Raw genomic sequence first — 22,237 nt, 5'->3', positions numbered from 1 at the left:
CGCCTTACTTGAATTCTACTGATACGGAGCCGATGTCACTGAAATCGGCGCGGAACACGTCGCCGGGGCGGGCGTCGATCGCGCGGGTGCACGAACCGGGCAGGATCACGTGCCCGGCCTCGAGCTGCACTCCGAAGCTCGCGACCTTCCGCGCCAGCCAGGCCACGGCCTTCGTGGGATTGCCGAGCACCGCCGACGCTTCCCCCCGCGCGATCTCCTCCTCGCCCTGGAACAGCACCGCGGAGATCGCGCCGATGTCGACGTTCGCCGGTTCCACCCGTCCGGCTCCGAGGATCACGCCGGCCGAGGACGCGTTGTCGGCGATCGTGTCGGCGAGCCCGATCTTCCAGTCCGTGATGCGGGAGTCGATCAGTTCGATACTGGGAACGATGTATTCGGTGGCCGCGAGCACGTCGGTCTCGGTGCACCCCTCCCCCGGCAGGGTCTCGCCGAGGACGTATCCGATCTCCACCTCGATGCGCGGGTAGCAGAACTGCGCGGTGTCGATCGGCGTCCCCTCGGCGTACACCATGCTCGACAGCAGATGTCCGTAGTCGGGCTCGTCGACGCCCATCATCTTCTGCATGACCTCGGAGGACAGTCCGACCTTGTGGCCGTACACCGTCTCCCCCGCCGCCAGCCGTGCCCGGATGTTCAGCAGCGCGATCTCGTAGGCGTCGACGACGTCGATGCCCGGGAACACGGTGGTCAGCGGATCGATGGGTGCGCGGTTCCGTTCGGCGTTCCGCAGGAGGTGGGCGGCGGACAGTCGTTGCGCGTCGCTCAGCATCACGCCACCTCCCCCGCACGTGAGTGCTGTCGTGTGTTCCGGGACTCTTTGCCACTCACGTGGGCGGCGTGCTGCGCGGCGATGTAGCCGAACACCATGGCGGGACCGATGGTCGCGCCCGCGCCGGCGTATTCGTTGCCCATCACCGACGCCGACGTGTTGCCGGTGGCGTACAGGCCGTCGATGACGGTCCCGTCCTCGCGGAGCACCCGGGCGTCGGCGTCGGTGACGAGTCCGCCCTTCGTGCCCAGGTCGCCTGCCTCGCAGCGGATCGCGTAAAACGGGCCCTGGACGATCTCGTCGAGGCACGGGTTCTTCATCGTCGGGTCGCCGTAGTACCGGTCGTACGCGCTCTCGCCGCGGCCGAAGTCCTCGTCGGTGCCGCTGCGGGCGAAGCCGTTGAAGCGATCGACGGTCGCGACGAGGGTGTCTGCTTTGACGCCGATCTTCTCGGCGAGGTCACGCAGCGTGTCCGCCTTGTGCACGACACCGGAGTCGTAGAACCCCTGAGGGAACGGCACACCCGGCAGCACCTGCGCGAACGGGTACCGCGACTTCGCCTTGTTGTCCATGACGAACCACGCCGGGACATGGCCGCCGTCGAGTTGGTCGTGCACGAAGTTCACGTACGGCGACGACTCGTTGGTGAAGCGTTCGCCGCGTCCGTTCACGATGACGGACGGCGGAATGCACCGCTCCGACACGAGCGGGATCACGGCACCCATCGGGTGCAGCACCGACGGCATCCACCAGGCGTCGTCCATGAGGTCGACTGCCGCACCGAGCTTCTGGCCGGCGACGATGCCGTCGCCGGTGTTCTCCCGGGCGCCGGCGCTGACGTCCGGAACGCCGTGCCGGGGCAGGTACTTGGCCCGCATGTCCTGGTTGTGGTCGAACCCGCCGGTCGCGAGCAGCACGCCGCGGCGGGCGCCGATCCGGACCGTCTGTCCGTCGCGCTCGGCGAGCACACCCACGACCGCTCCGGTGCCGTCGACGATCAGTTCCGTCATCGACGTCTTCAGCCACAGCGGCACCCCGGCGTCCTTGAGGACCATCCGCATCCGCGCCACCAGTGCGCGTCCGCCGGTCGCCATGTGGCGTCGCCGGACCACGTTGGACGCCACCCGCCACGCCGCCACCAGCGACGCCTTGCGGCCCTTCCACGTGCGCTTGACCATGGCGAGGTCGTGGTAATCCTTCGAGGTGACCCACAGGCCCAGCGGACCCTTCATGCTGTTGGGACGCTGGAACTGCTCGTCCTCCTTCAGCGCCCGGGTGTCGAACGGGATGCATTCGATGGTGCGCCCGAGCGGCCGCCCGCCCTCGTATTCCGGGTGGTAGTCGGAGTAGCCCTTCACCCAGTACAGCTCCATGTGCGGGCTGCGGTCGAGCAGTTCCATCAGCTCGGGACCCTTGTCGACGAACGCGTCGAGGCGGTCGGCGGCGACGGTGCCCTCGGTGATGATGTCGAGGTAGCGGCGGATCGACTCGCGGGAGTCGACGACACCCTTCGCGCGCAGCGTCGGGGCGTTGGGTATCCAGATGCCGCCGCCGGAGATGGCGGTGGATCCGCCGAACGTCGCGCCCTTGTCGATGACGAGGGTGTCGATCCCGCGGTGGGCCGCGGTGATCGCCGCGGCCATGCCGCCGCCACCGCTGCCGACGACAAGGAAATCGACTGTGGTATCGAAGGTTTCTGCGGTGCCGCTCATCGTCCGCTGCCGTCCTTGCGGAGGAGGAAGGCGAGGACGGCGCTCTCGAACGCCGTCTTCTGCTCGATCATCGCCCAGTGCCCGCAGTTCGGGAACACGTGCAGTTCCGCCCGCGGGATCGACCGCATCGGGAGGATCGCCATGTCCAGCGGGCTGACCCGGTCGTCGCGGCCCCACGTGAGCAGCGTCGGCGCCGTCACCTTGTGCAGCTGGGCCCAGTACGGGGTGGCGTCGGACGCGAGTGCCGCCTTGGCGCCTGCCTCGAACGCGGCCTTGCTGTACATCTTGCGGGCGCTGGCGAGGGTCTCGGGGTCGGTGGCCTGCGTCCAGCGTTCCTCGATCAGTTCCTCGGTGACCATGGCGGGGTCGAACACCATCGAGTGCAGCCACGCGATCAGTCGTTCCCGGGTGGGTTCGTCCGTGAACTCCATCAGGAGGTTGATGCCCTCACCGGGACCGGGGCTGAAGAGGTTCCTGCCGATGCCGCCGATGGTGATCAACTTGGCGACGCGGTCGGGGTGTGCGATGGCGAACTGGGTGGCGACGATGCCGCCCATCGAGTTTCCGAGCATCGCCACCTCATCGAGTCCGAGACCATCGAGGAAGCGGAGCACCGCGTCGCCCGCGGTGAGCATCGGGTGGCCGCCGAAATCGTCGCTGACCCCGAATCCCGGGAACTCCAGGATGAAGGTGCGGAAGTGCTCGGCGAAGACGCCGAGGTTGCCGCGGAAGTTGCGCCACCCCGTCACGCCGGGGCCGGAACCGTGCAGCAGCAGAAGAGGCGGACCGTCGCCGGCCTCGTGGTAGCGAAGCACGCCGAGGTCGGTCTTCAGCTCCTTCAGGGTGCCCTCGTAACTCGAGTCAGTCGTCATGGTCGATCACGTTGCCAGCGTGGTCCCGACTCGGACAGGAGCGATCCCGGTCAGCGAGACACCGCACGGCTCGGGCACGGTCCGGGCGGGGACTTCCACTGACCGAGACGGCATCTCGTGACGCTTCGGGGGCGTCTCTAGCCTCGGGGTCGATCGCCGAATCGGTCGGCGACGGAAGAGCAATCGGAGGCGGTCTGATGGCAACCGAACCGGCCGGCAACAAGCCCGCGGCACACCCGGACGCACCGTCACCGGGCGAGATGCGCCGTGCCCTGGGGCAATTCGCCAGCGGCGTGACGGTGGTGACAGGGCTCGACGCGGAGGGCCCGGTCGGTTTCGCGTGCCAGTCGTTCGCGTCGGTGTCGCTGGAGCCGCCACTGATCCTGTTCTGTGCCGATCACCGCGGCCGGGCATGGCCGCGCATCCGGCGGTCGGGACGCTTCACGATCAACGTGCTACACGAGGACCAGACGGACCTCTGCGCCCGGTTCGGTTCGAGCCGGGGTGCCAAGTTCGACGGGCTCGTCTGGGAGCCGTCGGGGTGGTCGACGCCGTCGCTGCCGGGGGTCCTCCTGCGCGTGCATGCCGACGTGCAGTCGGTGCACACCGCCGGCGATCACGACGTCGTGATCGGACGCGTCCTGGAACTCGAATCGGTGTGCGACGAGCGTCCGATGGTGTTCTTCCGGGGCGGTTTCGGCCTCGACGCCGCCCCGCTGCCCGTGCGCGCGTAACGAGTCCGGGGACTCGTCAGCCACGCACGGGCGCTACAGCCATTGCCCCGACTGCACCGCGAGGAGCTGGTCGAGGGTCTCGGTCGACCACGAGCTGTCCGGGATCTCCGGAGTCCGGCGGCCGCGGCGGGGCGTTCCCAGTTCGGGGTGCAGCGTCCGCGTGACTTCCCGGGCTGCGTCGACGACGAGCGGGGCGACGCGCTCGAGTTGGACGGTGCGCGCGTCTCCGCACAGCGAGATGCCGGCGACCGGTCCGTCGGCGCTGCGGACAGCGACACCGACGCACCCGATTCCGCGCACCGCCTCCCCGCGCTCGAAGGCGAGACCGCGACGTTGCCGGATCCGGTTGAGCTCCTGGTGCAACGTGGACAGTTCGGTGATCGTGCGGTCCGTGCTGCGGCTGAGCCGCGGCCCGTACATGCCGTCCACCTGCTCCGGGTCGACCCATGCGAGCATCGCCTTGCCGCCCGCCGTCGTGTAGGCGGGCACGCGCCCACCCACGCGGGACGGCAGGGCCGCGGCCATCCGCCCGCCCACCTTGTCCAGGTACACGCTCTCCGCGCCGTCCAGCACGGCCAGGTGCACGACCATCCCGGTCTGCATGTGCAGTTCGTGCAGCAGCGGGGCCGCCGCGGCCCGGACCTGGCTGTGCCCGTTGTCGCCGCCGCCGAGTCCCATCGCCCGCCGCCCGAGGCAGTAGCCGAAGCTGGCGTGGTCGACCCAGTCGAGACGGACGAGCTGGTCGAGGATGCGGTGCACGGTGGACCGCGGCAGCCGGGTGCGGCACGCCACCTCTTCGAGCGTCAGGCGCGACGTCCGGCCGTCGAACGCGTCGAGGATGAGCGTCATCCGTTCCACCATCGACGGCGGCAGATCCTTCTTCGCAGCGGGTACCGACAGTGCATCATCCAAATCGACGACAGTCATCGACGCCTCCAAATATCCTGGTCACACGCATACGTCCGACAAAAACTGAAATGAATTCTTAAAATGTACCAGCCGCGCCCGCCGCGGGGAAGGAATCGGGCAACCGCCGCGCCCGGTCACCGGGAATCTCCGCGCACCCCGCGGGGTACCTCCACTACAACGGTGACAACAGACGACCCCGAGAGCGGAGTTACGAACTGATGCACATAGGAATCGCGCCGCCCATCGTCATCGCGCACCCCGCGGTCCGCGCGGACTGGGAACTCGGCGCCGGCATCGCGGAGCTCACCGCGATCGCCCGCACGGCCGACCGCCTCGGCTACCACCACCTCACCTGCAGCGAGCATGTCGCCGTCCCCACCGACGTCGCAGTGGAACGCGGCGGCACCTACTGGGACCCGCTCGCGACCCTCGGGTTCCTCGCCGCACAGACCACCGGCATCCGCCTGGCCACGCAGGTTCTGGTGCTCGGCTATCACCACCCCCTCGAGATCGCCAAGCGCTACGGCACGCTCGACGTCGTCAGCGGCGGCCGGCTCGTGCTCGGCCTGGGCGTGGGCAGCCTGCGCGAGGAATTCGACCTGCTCGGCGCCCACTTCGACGACCGCGGCGCCCGCGCCGACGACGCGCTCGCGGCGCTGCGCGCGTCCCTGTCGCAACCGAGGCCCGAGTACCACGGCCCGTTCTACGACTTCGACGGCGTCGTCGTCGAACCGCACGCCGTCCAGCCGCGAGTCCCGCTGTGGATCGGGGGACGCACACTGCGGTCCCTGCGCCGCGCGACGACGCTCGGCGACGGCTGGGTGCCGTTCGGTCTGTCACTCGACGAGTTGTGCGCGCTGCTCGCCCGGGTCGACCTTCCCGAGAAATTCGAGGTGGTCCTCAGCGCAGGCGCACCGCTCGATCCGATCGGCTCACGGGGCGCCGTGGCCCGCTCCCTCGAACGACGTCGCGAGGCCGGCACCACCGTCGTCAGCGCCACCCTCACGTCCACGAGCGCAGCCCACTACTGCGAGCAACTGGAGGCCCTCCGGCAGCTGGGCGACACCCTCGGCCTCTCCTTCCGCACCACGACCGAAGACAGGATCCGCCCATGACCGGCACCGAAGAACTCGTCCGCACACTCGCCGAACGCGTCACCGCCCTCGAGGACAAGCTCGCCATCCTCGAGCTGATGACCGCCTACGGCCCCGCCATCGACAGCGGCTCGGCCGACGCCGTCGCGCGTCTGTGGACCGAGGACGGCGTGTACGACGTCGACACCGGGGTGATGCGCGGGCATGCGGCCATCACGGCGATGGTGCAGTCGCAGGCACATCAGGGCTGGATCGGCGGCGGCTGCGCGCACATGCTCGAGCCCGGGCACGTGCGCGTCGACGGCGATACCGCGGTGGCCACATGCAAGTCGCAGTTGATCATTCACGACGACGCCGGGTTCCGGGTCCACCGGATCACCGCAAACCGGTGGGAGCTCGCCAAGATCGACGGCGAGTGGAAGGTGACCCGCCGCGTCAATCGGCTTCTCGACGGTCGCGAGGAGGCCCGCACCCTGCTGGCCGCGGGGGTGCGCGACTGAGCACGGCTTCGGCTGCACCGAAACGAGGCCCGCAGGTGCTGCGGGCCTCGTCCTGGTGCGGCGGGCGACGGTCAGGCGACCAACTCCGACGTGGGTGCGGCCGCGTCGGCCGGGCGCTCGATCTTGTTGCGGGTGAGGAGAAGTCCCATCACCGCGGCCAGCAGTCCGGCGACCGCCAGCGTGAAGAAGGCGTAGACGAATCCCTTCTCCGAGTACTGGGCGGCGCGGCCCACCAGCACGACGCCGGGGATCGCGACGATGGCGATCATCATCTGGCTGCCGATCGCACTGCCCAGCGAGCCCGACAGGTTCAGCATCCCACCGGCGATCCCCTGCGTCTGCGCGGGCACGGTGCGCATGATGAGATTCGGCAACGTCGCCGACGCGGAACCGAGCCCGAGGCCGATCACCAACTGCCCGAACATCATCTGGACGGTCGAGTCGTGCAGGGTGGCGAGCAGGACCGACCCGAGCGACAGGGAAGCGCCGCCGAACACCAGAACCGGCGCGGGGCCGATGCGCCGGGTGAAGTAGCCGCCCACCGGGCCCGCGATCATCGACACGACACCCGTCGGAACGGTGTAGATTGCGACGGCGAGGGCGGTGACGCCGAATCCGTAGCCGAGACCGAGGTCGGGGTCGGTCATCACGAACATCGGGATGAGCATCGAATGGCTGACCAGGACGAACTGCACGAAACCGCTGGCGGCCAGCGTCTTCGCGACGGGTCCGTGCCTGAGCATCTGCAGGTCGACGAGCGGCTCCTTCGGCGTGCGTTCGTAGACCAGCCAACCGGCGAGAACGGCGAGACCGCCACCCACGCAGAGAAGCGTCTGAGGCGCCGTGTACCCCCACGTGGCGGCCTTGCCGATGCCGAACAGCAGCACGAAGGCGCCGAGACCGAGAATCACCGCACCGAGCACATCGAGTTTCGACCGGGTGCGCAGGGTGGTCTCGGGCACGAAGATCGCGACCGCGATGCCGACGACCACCACGTGGGCAAGTTGCGCCCAGAACACGCCGGTGTAGCCGAAGTGGTCGATGAGATAGCCGCCGATGATCGGGCCGAGGATGGTGCTGGCGCCCATGCCCGTGGCGACAAATCCCACCGCCACGGGAATGATCGACGGCGGCAGGATGTCGCGGATCAGCCCGTAGGCGAGCACGAGGATCGCCATGCCCGCGCCCTGGAGGCCGCGGCCCACGAGGAACAGTTCGAAGGTGGGGGCCAGCGCTCCGAGGAGTGATCCGGCGCCGAATACCGCGGCCGACACGAGCATCATCCGCTTCTTGCCGTAGATGTCGCCGAGTTTGCCGACGAGCGGAGTCGAGGCGGCGAGCACGAGCGTGACGATCGTGATCACCCAGCCGACGTTCGCGGTGCCGAAGTGTTTCGCGATCTCCGGCAGCGCCGGGGTGACGAAGTTGTAGGCGAGCGGGATGACCTCGACCAGAAGGATGATCAGGGCCAGGAGGGCGAACGACTTCCCGCGTGAGAGCGGTGCGCGCTCCGCCTCACCTGGGGACAGGGGCATGTTATGCATATGTGGCTCCGGGGGATTCGAGTGGATCAGCACGCCCAACCTGGCATGACGCACAGTGACGCCGACCACAGTTCCCACTCACCGAGACCTACCCGCGGCCGGTGCCCGGTGACGCGAAACGACACGAATAGTAGAAAACATTCCTGCACGATATTGCGACCATCTAGTGACTGATCAGTAGTTCATGCGATACAACTAGAATGAAATCTAATTTTCTCTTCGCGGATCAGGAGTTCCCATGACGGAATCACTCAGCCTTACCGGACGCACCGCCGTCGTCACCGGCGCCGGCGCAGGCCTCGGCCGGGCCGAAGCCCTCGCACTCGCGGCCGCCGGAGCCGCGGTCGTCGTCAACGACATGGGCGACGGCGCACACGAGGTCGCCTCGCAGATCACCGCGGCCGGCGGCCGGGCCGTCGCCGTCACCGGCGACGTCTCCGACTGGGCGCTCGGCGCGCGCCTCGTCGACGAGGCCGTCAGCGCGTTCGGATCGATGGACATCCTCGTCAACAACGCCGGAATCCTGCGCGACAAGATGATTTTCAACCTCTCCGAATCCGACTGGGACGACGTCATCCGCGTCCACCTGAAGGGGCACGCCGCCACGTCGCGCGCCGCGGCCGTGCACTGGCGCGAGGCGAGCAAGGCCGCCGGCGGCCCGGTGTACGGGCGGGTCGTCAACACGTCGTCGGAGGCGTTCCTGTTCGGGTCCGCGGGACAGCCCAACTACTCGGCCGCGAAGGCCGGGATCACCGCGCTCACCCTGTCGACGGCGCAGGGCCTGTCCCGCTACGGGGTTCGGGCCAACGCGATCTGCCCGCGCGCCAGGACGGCCATGACCGCCGACGCGTTCGGCGAGAACCCGGGCGACACGGGCCTCGACCCCCTGTCCCCCGAACGTGTCGCCACCCTCGTCCACTACCTGGCCTCCCCCGCCGCCGACGCGATCACCGGGCAGGTGTTCGTCGTCTACGGCAAGATGGTCGCGCTCATGGAGGCACCGAAGGTCGAGAACCGCTTCGACGCAGCGGGTTCCGCGTTCTCACCCGAGGAGCTCGACGGCCTCCTCACACCGTATTTCGCCGGTCGCGGACCGTACGAGAACTACGCGGCGTTCAGCGTCGCCGAACTGGAGAAGGTTGCGCTGGCGACCGGCGTCCTCGCCGGTGCCTGAGCCGCGATCGCAGAAGGAGCACACGTTGAGGCTGCACGGAAAGACAGCGATCGTGACCGGCGGCGCCGGCGGCATCGGACGGGCCGTCACGACGGTGTTCGTCCGCGAGGGCGCCAACGTCCTGTTCGTCGACATCGACGAAAAACGCGGTCGGGAACTCGAGCAGAAACTCGGAGCGGCCGCCCGTTTCCTGAACGCCGACATCTCCCGGCGCGAGTCCGCCGAGCAGATCCGCGACGCCGCGGTCGCAGCGTTCGGATCGGTGGACGTGCTGGTCAACAACGCCCACGCCTCGCGTCAGGCGTTGCTGATCGACCACACCCAGGAGATGTTCGACCTCTCGTTCCGCACCGGGTTCTATCCGGTGGTGCACCTGATGCAGGCCTGCTACGAGCAGTTGAAGGCGGCGAACGGTTCGGTGATCAACTTCGCGTCCGGGTCCGGACTCGACGGGATGCCCACCCAGACGTCGTACGCCGCCGCGAAGGAAGCGATTCGCGGGGTGAGCCGGGTGGCGGCCAACGAATGGGCGGCCGATCAGATCCGGGTCAACGTGATCTGCCCGTTCGCCGCGACCGAGGGCGTCCTCGCCTGGCAGGAACAATTCCCCGACCGCGCCGCCGCGTCCGTCGCGAAGGTTCCGCTGCAGCGCATCGGCGACCCCGAGACCGACATCGCACCCGTGGCGGTGTTCCTCGCGTCCGACGATTCCCGATACATGACCGGCCAGACACTGATGGCGGACGGCGGCAGCATCAAGCTGCGCTGATCCGCCCGGACAGGAGAACGACGATGAACGACTTCCAGGGCCGAGTCGCCCTGATCACCGGCGGCGCGCGCGGCCAGGGACGCAGCCACGCGGTGGCACTGGCGGAACGCGGGGCAGACATCGTGCTGTGCGACCGCTGCGAGGACAGCCCGGCGGTGAACTACCCCCTGGCCACCGCCGCCGACCTCGACGAGACCGCCGAACTGGTGCGCGCCACCGGCCGCCGGTGCCTCACCGCCAAGGCGGACACCGCCGACCGGGCCGCGATGGACGCACTCGTCGCGGAGGCGGAGTCCGAGTTCGGGCGGATCGATATCGCGGTCGCGAATGCCGGCGTCTCCGTGGCCGCCCCCGTGCAGTCGCTCACGCAGGAACAGTGGTCGGAGGCGATCGGTTCCAACCTCACCGGCGTCTTCAACACGGTGGGGGCGGTGGCACCCGGCATGATCCGGCGGGGATACGGCCGGATCGTCACCATCTCGTCGATGCTGGGCCGCGCAGGCAGCACCAACATGGCGGCGTACGCGGCGTCGAAGTGGGGCGTCATCGGGCTCACCAAGAGCGCTGCGCTCGATCTCGCCCCGCACGGCATCACCGTGAATGCGATTGCACCGGGCAATATCTCGACACCGATGATCCACAACGACGCCCTCTACCGGATGATGCGTCCCGACCTGGAGGCACCCGCCGCCGAGGATGTGGAACCGGTGTTCCGCAGCCTGCACGCCCAGCCCGTGGCGTGGCTGGACGCCGCCGAGATCACCCGCGTCGTGCTGTTCCTCGGCGCCGAGGGCAGCGCGCACATCAGCGGCATCGTCCTGCCCGTCGACGCGGGTACTGCCGCCCGCGGCCTGTGAGTACTTATCAACCGCCGGACGTTGATAAGTACTCACGGGACGCCTTTGGTCAAGGCTTTGATTAAGCAGTACAGGCCGCTAACCTGGGTTCATGCCCGACGAGACGACCGACCAGAGCGATTTGGACTTCCTGTCCTTCATGGACTTCGCGGTGGGCAAGACCGTCGACGAGTTGCCCGAGGTCGATCCGGTGTCGATGCGGCTGGTGCTCGCGCTGCACCGGGTGACGAGCGCCCTCGTCTACGACCTCGAGGCGACGGTCCACCGGCCCAGCGGGTGGAGCTGGCCGGGGTTCCGGGTGCTGTTCGTGTTGTGGCTCGCCGGACCGTGCGAGGCCAAGCGGGTGGCGTCGCTGTCCGGGATGAGCAGGTCTGCGGTGTCGGCCCTGGTCAACACGCTCGAGCGCGACGGGCTCGTGACCCGGCGACCGTCCGCCGGCGACCGCCGGGCCGTCGATCTCGAGCTGACGGACGCCGGGCGCGAGGCCATCGTCAGCACGTACTCGGCGCACAACAAGCGTGAGCAGACGTGGACCGAGACGCTGACACCGTCGGAACGGGTCGTCCTGATCGGGTTGCTGGAGAAGATGGCGTCGGGCACCGCCGCCCGCGAAGCCGTCAAACGCAGCTAGCCGTGACGAGTAGGTGATGGCCGTGAGCAGCCTGATCCGTCCCGGGGAACAGCGCCTCGTGTCGTTCGACGAGTTCCGCGAGTCGGTGAGCGACGCGTTCGTCCCCCTCGAGATGACGTCGGCGGACCACGACGACTTCCGCGGCGTGGTGCGCGGCGCGACGGTCGGGGCGGTCCGGATCAGTGAGGTCACGGCCGCCCCGCACGTCATTCGGCGCACGCCGCGGACGATCCGCGCCGCCAACCCCGACTACTTCAAACTCGGACTGCAGGTGGGCGGCTGCTGCATCCTCGCCCAGGACGGCCGTGAAGCTGCGCTCACCCCGGGTGACTTCGCGATCTACGACACGACCCGCCCGTATCAGCTGTCGTTCGACGACCGGTTCCGGATGCTGGTCGTGATGTTCCCCCGGCATCTCCTGCGCGTTCCGCCCGACGGCATCGCGCAGCTCACCGCGCGCCGGGTGTCGGGCAGGCAAGGGCTCGGCGCCGTCGTCACGCCCCTGCTGCGCGGACTCGGCGAGCAGATCGCCGACGCCTCCCCCACCGTCGCGCTGCATCTCGGCGATGCCGTCCTCGACCTGGTCGCGGCCGCATTCGCAGAGCAACTCCACCTCGCCGACGGGCCGACCCCGTTGTCGCGCGGCGACGAACTGCAGGCCCGGGTCACCGCGTTCATCGACGAGCGGCTCGCCGACCGGGAGCTGGATCTGCAGTCGATCGCGGCCGCCCATCACATCTCGGTGCGGCACCTGCAGAAGATGTTCGAAGCCGAGGGCGACACGGTGAGCGGATGGATTCGGCGAAGGCGACTCGAGCAGTGCCGTCGAGATCTCGCCGACCCCCGGTACCGCGAGCTGACCGTCTCGGCCATCGGTGCCCGCTGGGGTTTCGCCGACGCCGCCCACTTCTCCCGGCTGTTCAAGGCCACTCACGGATCGACGCCCGGCACCTATCGCGCCGCGGCCACCCCGCTCACGGAGACGGAGCGACGGATTCGATGATCTCCGCGACCTCGTCGACGTGGACGGGTCGGCGCCAACTGTCCCAGCCGACGTGGATCTGCCGGGGATGCACGGCGGCGTCGAGTACAGCGGATTGGTGAGTGTGCCCGTGCAGCAACCAGTCTCCCCCGTCCTGCAGGCGGTACTTCACGCCCCGGTCCTCCTCGGTGTGGTCGCCGGTGTACGGGAAATGGGACAGCAGCACGGTCCGGCCCGCGACCTTCCGTCGCGCGAACAGCTGCACCGACGCGAACGTGTCCAGGAAGACCCGCTGCCTGAGGTGGCTGTTGCGGTTCGCCATCGGGTGGCACGAGTCGTGATTGCCGGGGATCAGATGCAGCTCGACGTTCCGTTTTCGCGCGAACTCGTCCAGCGCGCGGAGCGCCCAGTCCTCGGCGGCTTTACCCCCGACGGTGACGTCGCCGAGTATCCACAGTTGGTCGCCGCTCCCGACGGCGGCACCCAGACTGTCGAGGATGGATTCGTCGTGCGCGTCGATCTCCGCGTCGAAGCCCCGGATCTCCACCAGCCGCGCGTGACGAAGGTGCAGGTCGGACGTGAACCAGACGCTCATGCCAGGAACCGCGACCGCAGCTCCGCGAAGAACGCTGCCGACAGACGTGTGAAGTCGTCGGCTCTCACCCGGATCGGGTCGCCGATCTCGAGCTTCAGAACGGACTGGTCGGGGACATACTTCAGGACGCTGATGCCGCGCAGGACGCCGCCGTTGTTCATTAATGAGTCGACAATGATCTCGACTTCGTTGAGCGGGTTCGCGTCCTTGCCCGTCACCGCCCGGACCCGGTGGACGAAGTAGCGGTCCAGCGCGAGGACCATGTTGCCGAAGAACAGGGGCTCGAAATCCTCCAGCGCGGCGAAGACCTTCTTGCCCGTGACCTCGCCCGCGATCGCTCCCGTCAGCGACGTGTACACGGCGAGTTGCTCCGCGACGGACGCCTCGGCGTGATCGATCTCTTCCTCCGTGTAGTTCTTCCGTCCGAGCACTTCGCCGTCTCCTTCGATGCACCGGGTGCCGGATCGACACGCTGAGAACCCCCAGACCAGCAGTGTTCCACCTTTCGCATCCCAGCAGATCCGGGTTGGAGGTGCGATACTCCCGGGTGGCTCCTGGCTCGTACCAAAACCGGCAACCGAGAAGTCCGGAAGGATGCACCGATGAAGGTCACGATCGCACGAACCGCAGGAATCGCCGCCGCAGTCACCGGCGTGGGTCTGCTCGCCGCACCCACGGCGTCCGCGGCACCCGAGGACATCGCCGTCGACATCACCGACGACGGGAACGCGGTGGTCATGGAAGTCCGGTACGACGTCCCCGGGGCGGTGTTGTGCCTGATGAACGTCCTCCCCGTCGACGGGACCGTGCCCGCCGCCATTGTGGGACCCACCGTCGTGATGGGCGGAGACGACGGCGAACTCCGGGCCACCGTCGACCCCGGCAAGTACTCGGTCCAGTGGTCCTGCTCGAGCATTCCGTCTTTCGAGCAGTGGGGCACCGCTCCGCCGCTGACCAACGGCACCGAGGACCCCACCACCGTCACCGTGACCGACACGTCCGGGCCAGGCGGCGGAGGCTCGTCGGGCAGCCCGTTCGGCAGCTGACGGCCCCCGCGTACGTGAGCGGCAAAGCGTGTTCGAGCACTCTTTCGCACTCACGTATGCGGGATCGGCGAACTTCCTGGGGCGGGGCGTAACGAAACCGGTGCGAGTGGGGATTGACAGTACGGAATCCCGCAACGGACAGGAACCCTCCGCCATGGCTACCGTCACGCACATCGATATCGCTCGCGCCCGCCGCTCTCGTCGGGTTCTCTTCATCGGAAACCCCACCCGGTACAAAGAGGTGTCGCACTGGGCGATGGTCAAGCAGTGGATGGTCGTCCACGGACTCGAGCCCGTCCGGAAGCTGGACGGCCCCGCGCTCTGCGCGATCGTCACCGAGGACGTCCTCGACGGAGTCGGCTCCCCTCAGGACGCGCAGGCGATTCAGAGCGCCCGTGAACAGGGAATACCGTGTATCAGCGTGCACGACAGCACTCAGATCTGGCAGGCCACGGCCCGCGTCCGCGCGTCCATCGCGCGATCCGGGGGCGGCGCACACTCGAGCCCGCACCACCAGGGAGCCTGAGAGAACCGCGGGCCGTCGTGGTCGACTGGGACGGCGAAGGCTACGCCGATGTCGGCGCACTGCAGCGCGCCGTCGCGGAGCAGTCGATCGCGGAGCTCACCCTCGCCGGCACTGAACGTGTGCTGGACGTGGGGTGCGGCGACGGATTCGTCACGCTCCGGATCGCCGAGCGGCTTCCCGGCGGTTCGGTGGTCGGAGTGGATGCCTCCCCGCGGATGATCGCGAAGGCAGAATCGAGGGCGGTGCCGGACGGGGCCCGCGCCGAGTTCCGTTTCGCGGACGCTCGCGACCTTCCGTTCGACCGTGAGTTCGACGTCGCGGTGTCGTTCAACGCGCTGCACTGGGTTCCCGACCTGCAGGTGGCGTTGGCCGCGATCGCCCGCAGCGTCGTGGACGGTGGCCGTGTGATCGTCCAGATGGTGTGCGCCGGTCCACGGACCAGTATCGAAGACGTGATGATGGCCATCTCGGCACGCCCACGGTGGGCGGAGTTCTTCACCGACTTCACGGCGCCGTTCATCCACATCGAGCCCGCGACATTCCGCGGATTCGCGAAAGCGACAGGACTCGACACCACGAACCTCGTCGTCCGGGACGTCGAATGGGATTTCGGCTCCCGAGAAGATTTCGTGCGGTGGTGCACCGTCGGATCCACCGACTGGACCGCGCACCTCGACGACGCCGCCGTCCCCGAGTTCATGGACGACGTCGCACGCGAGTACGAGCAGATCTCCCGACGCCCGGGGTTGTTCCTGTTCACTCAGATGCGCGCGGAACTCGTCCGGCAGTCCTGACAGCGGCGCGTCGGCGGTGGCTCGGGCTTGGCGCTTACTTCCTCGCCCAGCGCACGGGCTCACGCGCTGACTTGAACTTGTCGCGCCATCTCAACGAGGAAGACCTCGCCGAGGTGGAGAGCCTCGGGGACGGCATCACCCGTCTGGAGGATGCGGTCGCGAATCTTCAGCAGCGGGAGGCCGGCATCACACAAATGGTCAACCCGCCGAAGTTCGTCCTCGAGCACTACTCCGACGAGCTCATGAAGCACGTCGGAGTCGAGTTGTCGCCGATCAGCGTGCCGTACCCGGTCTATACCTTCGAGTACGTCAGTGCCGGTGGAAACAGCGGCCAGCGATCATCTGTCACTCTCAACCGGCAGACGATCGACGTGCTGATCGAAACTATGTCGCAGAAGATCAAGTGGCTGAAGAGCGCGGCCGGCCAGCGCGCGCTCATAACCACGACGCTGCGCAACATGATCAAGACCCGTGACAACCACACTTGCCGGTACTGCTCGATTTCTCTGTCGGCGGAACCGCATCTGTTGCTGGAGGTGGATCACATCATGCCTGTGTCCAAGGGCGGTCTGACAGCGCCGGAGAATCTTCAAACCTTGTGCTGGCGGTGTAACCGGACCAAGTCGAACAGGATCATCGCGGCGGGGTAGGGCTTGCCTGCGGTGCGTCATATCGCCTGCCCCGTGCTCTCGCACTCCGCCAGCTCGCACACCTCAAACGACCAGTTCGCCATCCGATGCATGTGTCGCCGACCCTTCGGCCTCGGATCGGACGGACGTCTCGGTCCGTGTCGTGCTCGTGCCGCTCCATCCGATCCAGCCACGCCGCGACCTGGTCAACGTCACCTTCGTAGCGCGAGGCGGAAATGCTCCACTGCGGCTTAATGGTGCCCCCAGTCGGACTCGAACCGACACTTGGCGGATTTTAAGTCCGCTGCCTCTGCCAATTGGGCTATAGGGGCTACCGGTCGCCGAGGGTGTTGCTCGGCGACCGTGCGCAGATCACCCTAGCTCAGGCGATCGACAAGGCGATTCCGTCGAGGATGTCGTGTTCGCTGACGACGAGTTGGTCGATGCCGGCCTTTTTCTCGAATGCGTCGGCGAGGGCGAGGGTCACGATCGCTCCGCCGCCGATGACGTCGACCCGTCCGGGGTGCATCGGTCCGAGCGCGGCGCGTTCGGTGTGGGTCATGGCGATCAGCGAGTTGCAGACCTCCCGCAGCCGGGGCAGCGGGATGCGGGAGAGATGCACCTGTTCGGCGTCGTATTCGGGCAGCTCTTTCGCGAGTGCGGCGATCGTGGTCATGGTGCCTGCGACGCCCACCCAGGTGTGGGCTTGTTCGACGGGGACGCGAGCGAACGCGTCGTCGAGGCGTTCCTGTGCGAAGGCCCGGGCGTCCTCGATCTGTGCGGGCGTCGGCGGATCGTGGTGGAGGCAGCGCTCGGTGATGCGCACGCACCCGATGTCGGTGGAGAACGCCGCGTGAACGCCGGATTCGTCGCCGAGCACCACTTCGGTGGAACCACCGCCGAGGTCCACGACCACGAACGGCCCCTGGGAGGGATCGAGTTCCCCGACCGCACCGTTGAACGACAGTCGCGCTTCCTCGTCGCCGGTGATGACTTCGGCCCCGGCGCCCGGGATGACGGCACCGAGCACGTCGCGGGTCATCGAGAAGAAATCCTCCCGATTGGACGCGTCGCGGGTGGCGGACGTGGCCACCATGCGGACGGCGGTGGCGCCGGCGTCCGCGATCATTCCGGCGTACTCGGTCAACGCGACGCGGGTGCGTTCGATGGCCTCGGGCGCCAGACGCCCGGTGGCGTCCACGCCCTGCCCCAGCCGGACGACGCGCATCTCGCGGCAGACGTCGTGCAAGGCACCCTTGTCGTCGACATCGGCGACGAGGAGGCGGATGGAGTTCGTGCCGCAGTCGACGGCGGCGACGCGCGTCACTGTTCGGGACTTTCGATGTCGTCGATGCCGGGCCAGTCCGCGGGAATCGCGGTGCCCCTCAGCTTTCCGCCTGCCGCGGATGCGGCGAGGGCCACCGACTCGTCGCCGAGCGGGTTGACGCCCGGCCCCTTCGCGAGCGAGTGGGCCATCAGCACGTGCAGGCATTTGACGCGTTCGGGCATGCCGCCGCCGGTGAAGTCCGTTCCCAATGGTTCGATGGCGTCACGCTCGGCGAGATACGACTGGTGGGCGCGCAGGTATGCGGCCGCGAGTTCCGGGTCCTGCCCGAGACGTTCGGTCATCTCACGCATCACACCCGCGGACTCCTGCCTGCTGGCCTCCGCGGTCAGTCGCGGGTCGGTCAGGTAGTACAGCGTCGGGAACGGCGTTCCGTCGGGAAGTTTGGGCGCGGTCTTCACGACGCCGGGTGCGCCGTCGGGACTGCGGTACGCGATCTCGAGCACTCCTCGCGGTTCGCGGCCGAGTTGGGCGGCGACGGCGTCGAGGTCTTCCTGCGGCACGGGGCTGGACGGGTTGGACGAAGTGGTCACCCGGTGGGTTCTCCTGGTTCTGGCGGTACGGGCGGCGGCACCATGGGGGGCGCCGGAGCCGGTGCCGGCTGCACCTCGGGCGCGGCCGGCGGTTCTGAAATGGTCTTCCACAGGTCGGAGTACCAGGGGCCCGCCATCTCGGCGTCCTTCTCCTCCTGCTTCTCCGGCTCCTTGTAGTCGCCGGGCAGCTGCACCTGGAACGGCGTGTCGCCGGGCTTCACCCACCGGAGCCGTCCCCGCGCCTGCGCCTCGATGTAGGCGGGGTCGGAGTAACGCTCCTCGAGAATCCGCAGTTCCCGCAGATCCTTCTCGAGTTGAACCTGTTCCGCTGCAATGCGATCCGCTTCACCACGCTGGGTGAGGTAGTTGCGCAGCGGAACCGCGAGGGTGAGGGCGAGAAGCAGCACGACCATGACGAGGACGAGCGCCTGGCCCGTCGACAGCCCGAGGATCTTGTGCTCGGACCGAGGTATGCGGGCGGCCCCGGTCGCGCCCACCCGTCTCGGGCGGGCGCGGCCGGGGAGCACCTTGCCGGTGTCGGCGCTGTCGACGGCGTCCGGTTTGCCGTCGGCCTGCCCCGGCGTCGTCGACTTGGTGGTGCGGGGGCGTCGCGCTCCGGGAGCGCCCTCCGCGCGGCTTCCGCGGGCCCGTTCACCACGCCCGGTGCCACGGCCGCCCGGACTTGCTCCGGACGACCGCGGCCTGCCGCGCTGTGCCACCTACCCCAACACCCCTCACTCGACTGTCGAACGTCAGCCTTCGAATGCGAACCGCGGGAAGGCGACCTCGCCGGCGTAGCGGGCGGCGTCGCCCAGGTTCTCCTCGATGCGCAGCAGCTGGTTGTACTTGGCGACACGCTCGCTGCGTGCGGGGGCGCCGGTCTTGATCTGACCACTGCCCACGGCGACCGCGAGGTCGGCGATGGTGGTGTCCTCGGTCTCGCCGGACCGGTGGCTCATCATCGTCTTGTAGCCGTTGCGGTGCGCGAGGTCGACGGCGTCGAGGGTCTCGGTCAGCGTGCCGATCTGGTTGACCTTCACCAGCAGCGCGTTCGCGGCGCCCTTGACGATGCCCTCTTCCAGACGCTCCGGGTTGGTGACGAACAGGTCGTCACCGACGAGCTGGACCTTGTTGCCGATCTGATCGGTGAGGGCGACCCAGCCGTCCCAGTCGTCCTCGTCCAGCGGGTCCTCGATGGATACGATCGGGTACGCGTCGACCAGTTCGGCGTAGAACGCCGCCATCTCGTCCGCGGTCCGGTTGCTGCCCTCGAACTTGTAGCCGGTGCCGTCCGTGTAGAACTCGGTGGCGGCGACGTCGAGTGCCAGCGCCACGTCGGTGCCCAGCACCAGACCGGTCTTGCCGATGGCGACGCTGATCAGGTCGAGGGCTTCCTTGGTGCCCGCGACGTCGGGGGCGAAGCCGCCCTCGTCACCGAGACCGGTGGCCAGGCCCTTCTCCTTCAGCACCGACTTGAGGGCGTGGTACACCTCGGCGCCCCAGCGCAGGGACTCCTTGAATGTGGCGGCACCGATCGGGGCGACCATGAACTCCTGGACGTCGACACCGGTGTCTGCGTGCGCGCCACCGTTGAGGATGTTCATCATCGGGACGGGCAGGACGTGGGCGTTGGGGCCTCCGACGTAACGGAAAAGGTCGAGACCGGACGACTCGGCGGCCGCGCGGGCGACCGCGAGGGACGCACCCAGGAGCGCGTTGGCGCCCAGACGCGACTTGTCGGGGGTGCCGTCGGCGTCCAGCAGGGCCTGGTCGACGGTTCGCTGCTCGGTGGCGTCGATCCCGATGATGGCCGGAGCGATCTCGCTCAGGACGGCCTCGACGGCCTTCTCGACACCCTTGCCGTTGTACCGGTCACCACCGTCACGCAGTTCGACGGCCTCGTGCTCACCGGTCGAGGCACCCGACGGAACCGCGGCGCGAGCGAAACTTCCGTCGTCGAGCAGCACCTCGACCTCCACCGTGGGGTTACCACGGGAATCGAGGATCTCACGGGCTCCGACCTGCTCAATGATGGACACTTGCTGATTCTCCTTATATTGGCCTTCGCACTGTGCAGCGACCGGTCCGATCGTGCCAGGACACCAGATCGTGCCAGGACACAGCGTAACGGCACACCGAAACCGGCGCGGGATGGCGCGCCCCGCCGACGGCGATCCGCCCGCGCGACACCTCTCTCGATACGACGGCGATCAGGTCACGAAGCGGTGGTGGAAGGGTTACGGGCGCACCCCGACGGAGTAGGCGGACGCCCGGTCGCGTACCAGGGTGAGGTACTCCCCCGACAGGTTGTAGGCCATCAGAGCCGACTGCCAGCCCTCCGGCGAGGTGAGGTCGCCGCCCCGCTCGCACAGGTAGCGGGCGGCGGTCAACGCCGAGTCGTCGATGTTGTCGGCGTCGGCCACGCCGTCACCGTTCGCGTCGACACCCCACCTCTTCCACGTCTCGGGAATGAACTGCAGGGGACCCATGGCGCGGTCGTGCACCGGGTCGCCGTCCATCACCCCGCCGTCGGTGTCGGGGATCTCGGCGACGCCGGGTCCGCCGTCGAGCGGGATGCCCCGGATCTCGGGCGTCACCTGTCCGGTCGGCCCGACCGTCGAACCGGCGTGCGTGCCGTGCCTGCTCTCGACGCTGGCGATTCCGGCGAGGGTGGTCCACCCGATCCCGCATCCGGGTTTCGTCTCGGCCATCACCGCCGACGCGTAGCCGTACGCCTCGAGCGCGGTACCTCCGACGCCGATCGAGTCGGCCAGTCCGGCGGACCACTCGTGCAGTTGATCCGCGGAGCGTCCCGGCGCGTTGATGTCGATCGGCGGGGTCGCCGCACCGGGACCTGGTGGGATGCCTTCCGGTATGGCGATCCTCGGTTGCTGCTCCCGCGAGCACGCGCCGTAGGCGAGAACCACGACCACCGTCGCCGCGAGCAGAGCGAACAGCGGTCCGGGCCATCGGGAACGACGTGTCGGCCGCGCGGGATATCGGTTCACGTCTCCATCATCCACACCGAACTCGTCGATCCCGGCCAGGCGAGACGGCGTCCACACCGAATACGGGTCACGACACGGCAACACGCCTAACGTAAAGAGTTGTAAAAGTGCAGGTGAGGGGTTCTTCGGACGCGCTCACCCGGTGTATGTTTTTCCACAGGGCTAAGGTTCGCCTTGCCTACTGCAAGGTTGCCTACCCAACCTTGCTGATCGCTCGCGCTCGACCCGCCTCGATCAGGAGTGTGCATGTCAGTTCTCGCCGCAGGGACCGCGCCGTCGATCGCCACACAGCTGTTCGGCAGTGGATTGATCGGTCTGCGCGAGGGCCTCGAGGCGGGCATCGTCGTCATGATCCTCGCCGCGTTCCTCGTGAAAGCCGAACGCAAGGACGCACTCAAATGGGTCTGGCTCGGCGTCGGCATCGCCGTGGCGATGGTGGCGGCGATCTTCCTCGTCATCCACTACGGAACATCCACCGTCACCGGACTGACCGCCGAGATCATCGCCGGCGTCGCCTCCCTCGTCGCGGTCGCGATCGTCACCACGATGGTGCTGTGGATGCGGAAGGCCGCGCGGACCATCTCCCACGACCTCAAGGCCGGCATGGAGAAGGCACTGGTCGCCGGTCCGATCGCGGTACTCACGCTCGCGTTCTTCGCCGTCGGCCGAGAAGGTGTCGAGACCGCGCTCCTCATGGTCGGGTACGCCGAGAACACCGCAGGCAGTGCGTGGCCTCTCGTCGGCCTCCTGCTCGGCATCGTCGCGGCCGCGGTCCTCACCGTGCTGCTGTACATCGGTGCCGTCCGCCTCGACTTCGCGAAATTCTTCAAGTACACCGGCATCTTCCTGATCATCGTCGCCGCCGGAATCCTCGGGTACGGCATCCACGCCCTGCAGGTCGGTGGCGTCCTGCCCGGCGGTTCCGCACTCGCGTTCGACATCTCCGGCGGATACGACGCCTCCAGCTGGTACGGCACCGTCCTCGCCGGCATCTTCAACTTCCGGCCCGACCCGACCGTCCTGCAGGCGGTCGCCTGGGTCGTGTACGTCGTCGTGGTCCTGTTCCTGTTCCTCCGGCCCGTCTCCGCGCCCACACGCGCACCCGAGCCCTCCGCATCCCCGACGGCCTCCGCGGCCCCCGAGCGCACTGCCTCCCCCTCACCCGACGAAACAGTTTCGTGAAAGGCAACGTC

The 22,237-nt window shown here is 68.2% G+C and carries 25 protein-coding genes and 1 tRNA gene; 13 read left to right on the top strand and 13 right to left on the bottom strand.

The genetic code is table 11. The features are described from left to right. Positions 1-4 precede the first annotated feature (4 nt). Genes JWS14_RS31715 through JWS14_RS31705 form a run of 3 tightly spaced genes read right to left on the bottom strand, consistent with a single transcriptional unit; the run spans position 5 to position 3,374 of the window. Complete coding sequence (locus JWS14_RS31715; RefSeq protein WP_095861150.1) at positions 5-790, bottom strand: 2-keto-4-pentenoate hydratase; 786 nt, start codon at positions 788-790, stop codon at positions 5-7. Further along, complete coding sequence (locus JWS14_RS31710) at positions 790-2,502, bottom strand: FAD-binding protein (RefSeq protein ID WP_095861151.1); 1,713 nt, start codon at positions 2,500-2,502, stop codon at positions 790-792. The genes JWS14_RS31715 and JWS14_RS31710 overlap by 1 nt, the downstream gene beginning before the upstream one ends. Then, positions 2,499-3,374, bottom strand: coding sequence for an alpha/beta fold hydrolase (locus JWS14_RS31705; protein WP_095861152.1), 876 nt, complete (start codon positions 3,372-3,374; stop codon positions 2,499-2,501). The genes JWS14_RS31710 and JWS14_RS31705 overlap by 4 nt, the downstream gene beginning before the upstream one ends. A 197-nt stretch (positions 3,375-3,571) precedes the next feature. Between JWS14_RS31705 and JWS14_RS31700 the strand changes: the two genes are divergently transcribed. Further along, positions 3,572-4,108 (top strand): flavin reductase family protein, encoded by a 537-nt coding sequence (locus JWS14_RS31700; RefSeq protein ID WP_095861153.1) that lies wholly within the window; start codon positions 3,572-3,574, stop codon positions 4,106-4,108. A gap of 33 nt (positions 4,109-4,141) precedes the next feature. Here the strand turns inward: JWS14_RS31700 and JWS14_RS31695 are convergent, their stop codons facing one another. Continuing rightward, positions 4,142-5,035 carry an IclR family transcriptional regulator gene (locus JWS14_RS31695; RefSeq protein WP_095861154.1) on the bottom strand — a complete coding sequence of 298 codons (894 nt, stop codon included), beginning with the start codon at positions 5,033-5,035 and terminating at the stop codon, positions 4,142-4,144. A 200-nt stretch (positions 5,036-5,235) separates the two neighbouring features. Here JWS14_RS31695 and JWS14_RS31690 point away from each other — a divergent pair, with 200 nt between their 5' ends. After that, complete coding sequence (locus JWS14_RS31690; protein WP_095861155.1) at positions 5,236-6,132, top strand: TIGR03619 family F420-dependent LLM class oxidoreductase; 897 nt, start codon at positions 5,236-5,238, stop codon at positions 6,130-6,132. Next, the gene (locus JWS14_RS31685; protein WP_072940861.1) at positions 6,129-6,611 is read left to right on the top strand and encodes a nuclear transport factor 2 family protein; all 483 of its coding nucleotides are present in this window, start codon (positions 6,129-6,131) and stop codon (positions 6,609-6,611) included. Before JWS14_RS31690 ends, JWS14_RS31685 begins: the two co-directional genes overlap by 4 nt. A gap of 71 nt (positions 6,612-6,682) precedes the next feature. On the opposite strand, the gene JWS14_RS31680 is transcribed toward JWS14_RS31685, so the two are convergent. Beyond that, on the bottom strand, positions 6,683-8,146 hold the full coding sequence (locus JWS14_RS31680) for an MFS transporter (RefSeq protein ID WP_072940864.1): 1,464 nt from the start codon (positions 8,144-8,146) through the stop codon (positions 6,683-6,685). Positions 8,147-8,393: 247 nt separating this feature from the next. Here JWS14_RS31680 and JWS14_RS31675 point away from each other — a divergent pair, with 247 nt between their 5' ends. From JWS14_RS31675 to JWS14_RS31655, 5 genes are all read left to right on the top strand, one after another. Next, positions 8,394-9,329 (top strand): 3-oxoacyl-ACP reductase, encoded by a 936-nt coding sequence (locus JWS14_RS31675; protein ID WP_072940866.1) that lies wholly within the window; start codon positions 8,394-8,396, stop codon positions 9,327-9,329. A 25-nt stretch (positions 9,330-9,354) separates the two neighbouring features. After that, positions 9,355-10,098: an SDR family NAD(P)-dependent oxidoreductase gene (locus tag JWS14_RS31670; protein ID WP_072941198.1), complete on the top strand. Its 744-nt coding sequence runs from the start codon at positions 9,355-9,357 to the stop codon at positions 10,096-10,098. A 23-nt stretch (positions 10,099-10,121) separates the two neighbouring features. Further along, complete coding sequence (locus JWS14_RS31665) at positions 10,122-10,955, top strand: mycofactocin-coupled SDR family oxidoreductase (RefSeq protein WP_072940868.1); 834 nt, start codon at positions 10,122-10,124, stop codon at positions 10,953-10,955. Positions 10,956-11,046: 91 nt separating this feature from the next. Continuing rightward, on the top strand, positions 11,047-11,586 hold the full coding sequence (locus JWS14_RS31660; RefSeq protein WP_095861156.1) for a MarR family winged helix-turn-helix transcriptional regulator: 540 nt from the start codon (positions 11,047-11,049) through the stop codon (positions 11,584-11,586). A 16-nt stretch (positions 11,587-11,602) separates the two neighbouring features. Then, positions 11,603-12,589 (top strand): AraC-like ligand-binding domain-containing protein, encoded by a 987-nt coding sequence (locus JWS14_RS31655; RefSeq protein ID WP_095861157.1) that lies wholly within the window; start codon positions 11,603-11,605, stop codon positions 12,587-12,589. Here the strand turns inward: JWS14_RS31655 and JWS14_RS31650 are convergent. Together JWS14_RS31650 and JWS14_RS31645 are read right to left on the bottom strand one after the other, a co-directional pair. After that, positions 12,561-13,163, bottom strand: a complete 603-nt coding sequence (locus JWS14_RS31650; protein ID WP_072940877.1) for a metallophosphoesterase — start codon at positions 13,161-13,163, stop codon at positions 12,561-12,563. The genes JWS14_RS31655 and JWS14_RS31650 overlap by 29 nt on opposite strands. Then, a complete protein-coding gene (locus tag JWS14_RS31645) occupies positions 13,160-13,594 on the bottom strand; it encodes a hypothetical protein (protein ID WP_072940880.1) in 435 nt (144 codons plus the stop codon). Before JWS14_RS31645 ends, JWS14_RS31650 begins: the two co-directional genes overlap by 4 nt. A 171-nt stretch (positions 13,595-13,765) precedes the next feature. Between JWS14_RS31645 and JWS14_RS31640 the strand changes: the two genes are divergently transcribed. The 4 genes from JWS14_RS31640 to JWS14_RS50275 all read left to right on the top strand — a co-directional run bounded on the left by JWS14_RS31640 (position 13,766) and on the right by JWS14_RS50275 (position 16,179). Continuing rightward, positions 13,766-14,209 (top strand): hypothetical protein, encoded by a 444-nt coding sequence (locus tag JWS14_RS31640; protein WP_072940882.1) that lies wholly within the window; start codon positions 13,766-13,768, stop codon positions 14,207-14,209. 154 nt (positions 14,210-14,363) lie between these two features. Then, entirely contained in the window at positions 14,364-14,735 is a 372-nt protein-coding gene (locus JWS14_RS31635; protein ID WP_095861418.1) for a hypothetical protein, read from the top strand. 17 nt (positions 14,736-14,752) lie between these two features. After that, the gene (locus tag JWS14_RS31630) at positions 14,753-15,529 is read left to right on the top strand and encodes a class I SAM-dependent methyltransferase (RefSeq protein ID WP_095861158.1); all 777 of its coding nucleotides are present in this window, start codon (positions 14,753-14,755) and stop codon (positions 15,527-15,529) included. Between the two features lie 71 nt (positions 15,530-15,600). Continuing rightward, positions 15,601-16,179, top strand: a complete 579-nt coding sequence (locus JWS14_RS50275; protein WP_241031531.1) for an HNH endonuclease — start codon at positions 15,601-15,603, stop codon at positions 16,177-16,179. 234 nt (positions 16,180-16,413) lie between these two features. Here the strand turns inward: JWS14_RS50275 and JWS14_RS31620 are convergent. The 6 genes from JWS14_RS31620 to JWS14_RS31595 form a co-directional block, all read right to left on the bottom strand. Further along, a tRNA-Leu gene (locus tag JWS14_RS31620) sits at positions 16,414-16,490 on the bottom strand. A gap of 50 nt (positions 16,491-16,540) precedes the next feature. Then, positions 16,541-17,485: a Ppx/GppA phosphatase family protein gene (locus JWS14_RS31615; protein WP_095861159.1), complete on the bottom strand. Its 945-nt coding sequence runs from the start codon at positions 17,483-17,485 to the stop codon at positions 16,541-16,543. Further along, complete coding sequence (locus tag JWS14_RS31610; RefSeq protein WP_072940892.1) at positions 17,482-18,036, bottom strand: DUF501 domain-containing protein; 555 nt, start codon at positions 18,034-18,036, stop codon at positions 17,482-17,484. Before JWS14_RS31610 ends, JWS14_RS31615 begins: the two co-directional genes overlap by 4 nt. Further along, positions 18,033-18,755 (bottom strand): FtsB family cell division protein, encoded by a 723-nt coding sequence (locus tag JWS14_RS31605; RefSeq protein ID WP_072940893.1) that lies wholly within the window; start codon positions 18,753-18,755, stop codon positions 18,033-18,035. Before JWS14_RS31605 ends, JWS14_RS31610 begins: the two co-directional genes overlap by 4 nt. 33 nt (positions 18,756-18,788) lie before the next feature. Further along, positions 18,789-20,075, bottom strand: a complete 1,287-nt coding sequence (gene eno, locus JWS14_RS31600) for a phosphopyruvate hydratase (RefSeq protein ID WP_072940896.1) — start codon at positions 20,073-20,075, stop codon at positions 18,789-18,791. A gap of 198 nt (positions 20,076-20,273) precedes the next feature. Beyond that, on the bottom strand, positions 20,274-21,044 hold the full coding sequence (locus JWS14_RS31595) for a lytic transglycosylase domain-containing protein (protein WP_095861419.1): 771 nt from the start codon (positions 21,042-21,044) through the stop codon (positions 20,274-20,276). A 246-nt stretch (positions 21,045-21,290) separates the two neighbouring features. On the opposite strand from JWS14_RS31595, the gene efeU reads away from it, so the two are divergent. After that, on the top strand, positions 21,291-22,226 hold the full coding sequence (efeU, locus tag JWS14_RS31590; RefSeq protein ID WP_095861160.1) for an iron uptake transporter permease EfeU: 936 nt from the start codon (positions 21,291-21,293) through the stop codon (positions 22,224-22,226). Positions 22,227-22,237 lie beyond the last annotated feature (11 nt).

It is taken from the genome of Rhodococcus koreensis, assembly GCF_017068375.1.
GTDB classification, from domain to species: domain Bacteria; phylum Actinomycetota; class Actinomycetes; order Mycobacteriales; family Mycobacteriaceae; genus Rhodococcus_F; species Rhodococcus_F koreensis.
This window is presented reverse-complemented; position numbering and strand designations above follow the sequence as displayed.

Excerpts from the sequence above, each read along its gene's own strand:
- JWS14_RS31715 (WP_095861150.1), bottom strand. The coding sequence starts at position 790 with ATGCTGAGCGACGCGCAACGACTGTCCGCCGCCCACCTCCTGCGGAAC.
- JWS14_RS31710 (WP_095861151.1), bottom strand. The coding sequence starts at position 2,502 with ATGAGCGGCACCGCAGAAACCTTCGATACCACAGTCGATTTCCTTGTC.
- JWS14_RS31705 (WP_095861152.1), bottom strand. The coding sequence starts at position 3,374 with ATGACGACTGACTCGAGTTACGAGGGCACCCTGAAGGAGCTGAAGACC.
- JWS14_RS31700 (WP_095861153.1), top strand. The coding sequence starts at position 3,572 with ATGGCAACCGAACCGGCCGGCAACAAGCCCGCGGCACACCCGGACGCA.
- JWS14_RS31695 (WP_095861154.1), bottom strand. The coding sequence starts at position 5,035 with ATGACTGTCGTCGATTTGGATGATGCACTGTCGGTACCCGCTGCGAAG.
- JWS14_RS31690 (WP_095861155.1), top strand. The coding sequence starts at position 5,236 with ATGCACATAGGAATCGCGCCGCCCATCGTCATCGCGCACCCCGCGGTC.
- JWS14_RS31685 (WP_072940861.1), top strand. The coding sequence starts at position 6,129 with ATGACCGGCACCGAAGAACTCGTCCGCACACTCGCCGAACGCGTCACC.
- JWS14_RS31680 (WP_072940864.1), bottom strand. The coding sequence starts at position 8,146 with ATGCCCCTGTCCCCAGGTGAGGCGGAGCGCGCACCGCTCTCACGCGGG.
- JWS14_RS31675 (WP_072940866.1), top strand. The coding sequence starts at position 8,394 with ATGACGGAATCACTCAGCCTTACCGGACGCACCGCCGTCGTCACCGGC.
- JWS14_RS31665 (WP_072940868.1), top strand. The coding sequence starts at position 10,122 with ATGAACGACTTCCAGGGCCGAGTCGCCCTGATCACCGGCGGCGCGCGC.
- JWS14_RS31660 (WP_095861156.1), top strand. The coding sequence starts at position 11,047 with ATGCCCGACGAGACGACCGACCAGAGCGATTTGGACTTCCTGTCCTTC.
- JWS14_RS31655 (WP_095861157.1), top strand. The coding sequence starts at position 11,603 with ATGGCCGTGAGCAGCCTGATCCGTCCCGGGGAACAGCGCCTCGTGTCG.
- JWS14_RS31650 (WP_072940877.1), bottom strand. The coding sequence starts at position 13,163 with ATGAGCGTCTGGTTCACGTCCGACCTGCACCTTCGTCACGCGCGGCTG.
- JWS14_RS31640 (WP_072940882.1), top strand. The coding sequence starts at position 13,766 with ATGAAGGTCACGATCGCACGAACCGCAGGAATCGCCGCCGCAGTCACC.
- JWS14_RS31635 (WP_095861418.1), top strand. The coding sequence starts at position 14,364 with ATGGCTACCGTCACGCACATCGATATCGCTCGCGCCCGCCGCTCTCGT.
- efeU (WP_095861160.1), top strand. The coding sequence starts at position 21,291 with ATGTCAGTTCTCGCCGCAGGGACCGCGCCGTCGATCGCCACACAGCTG.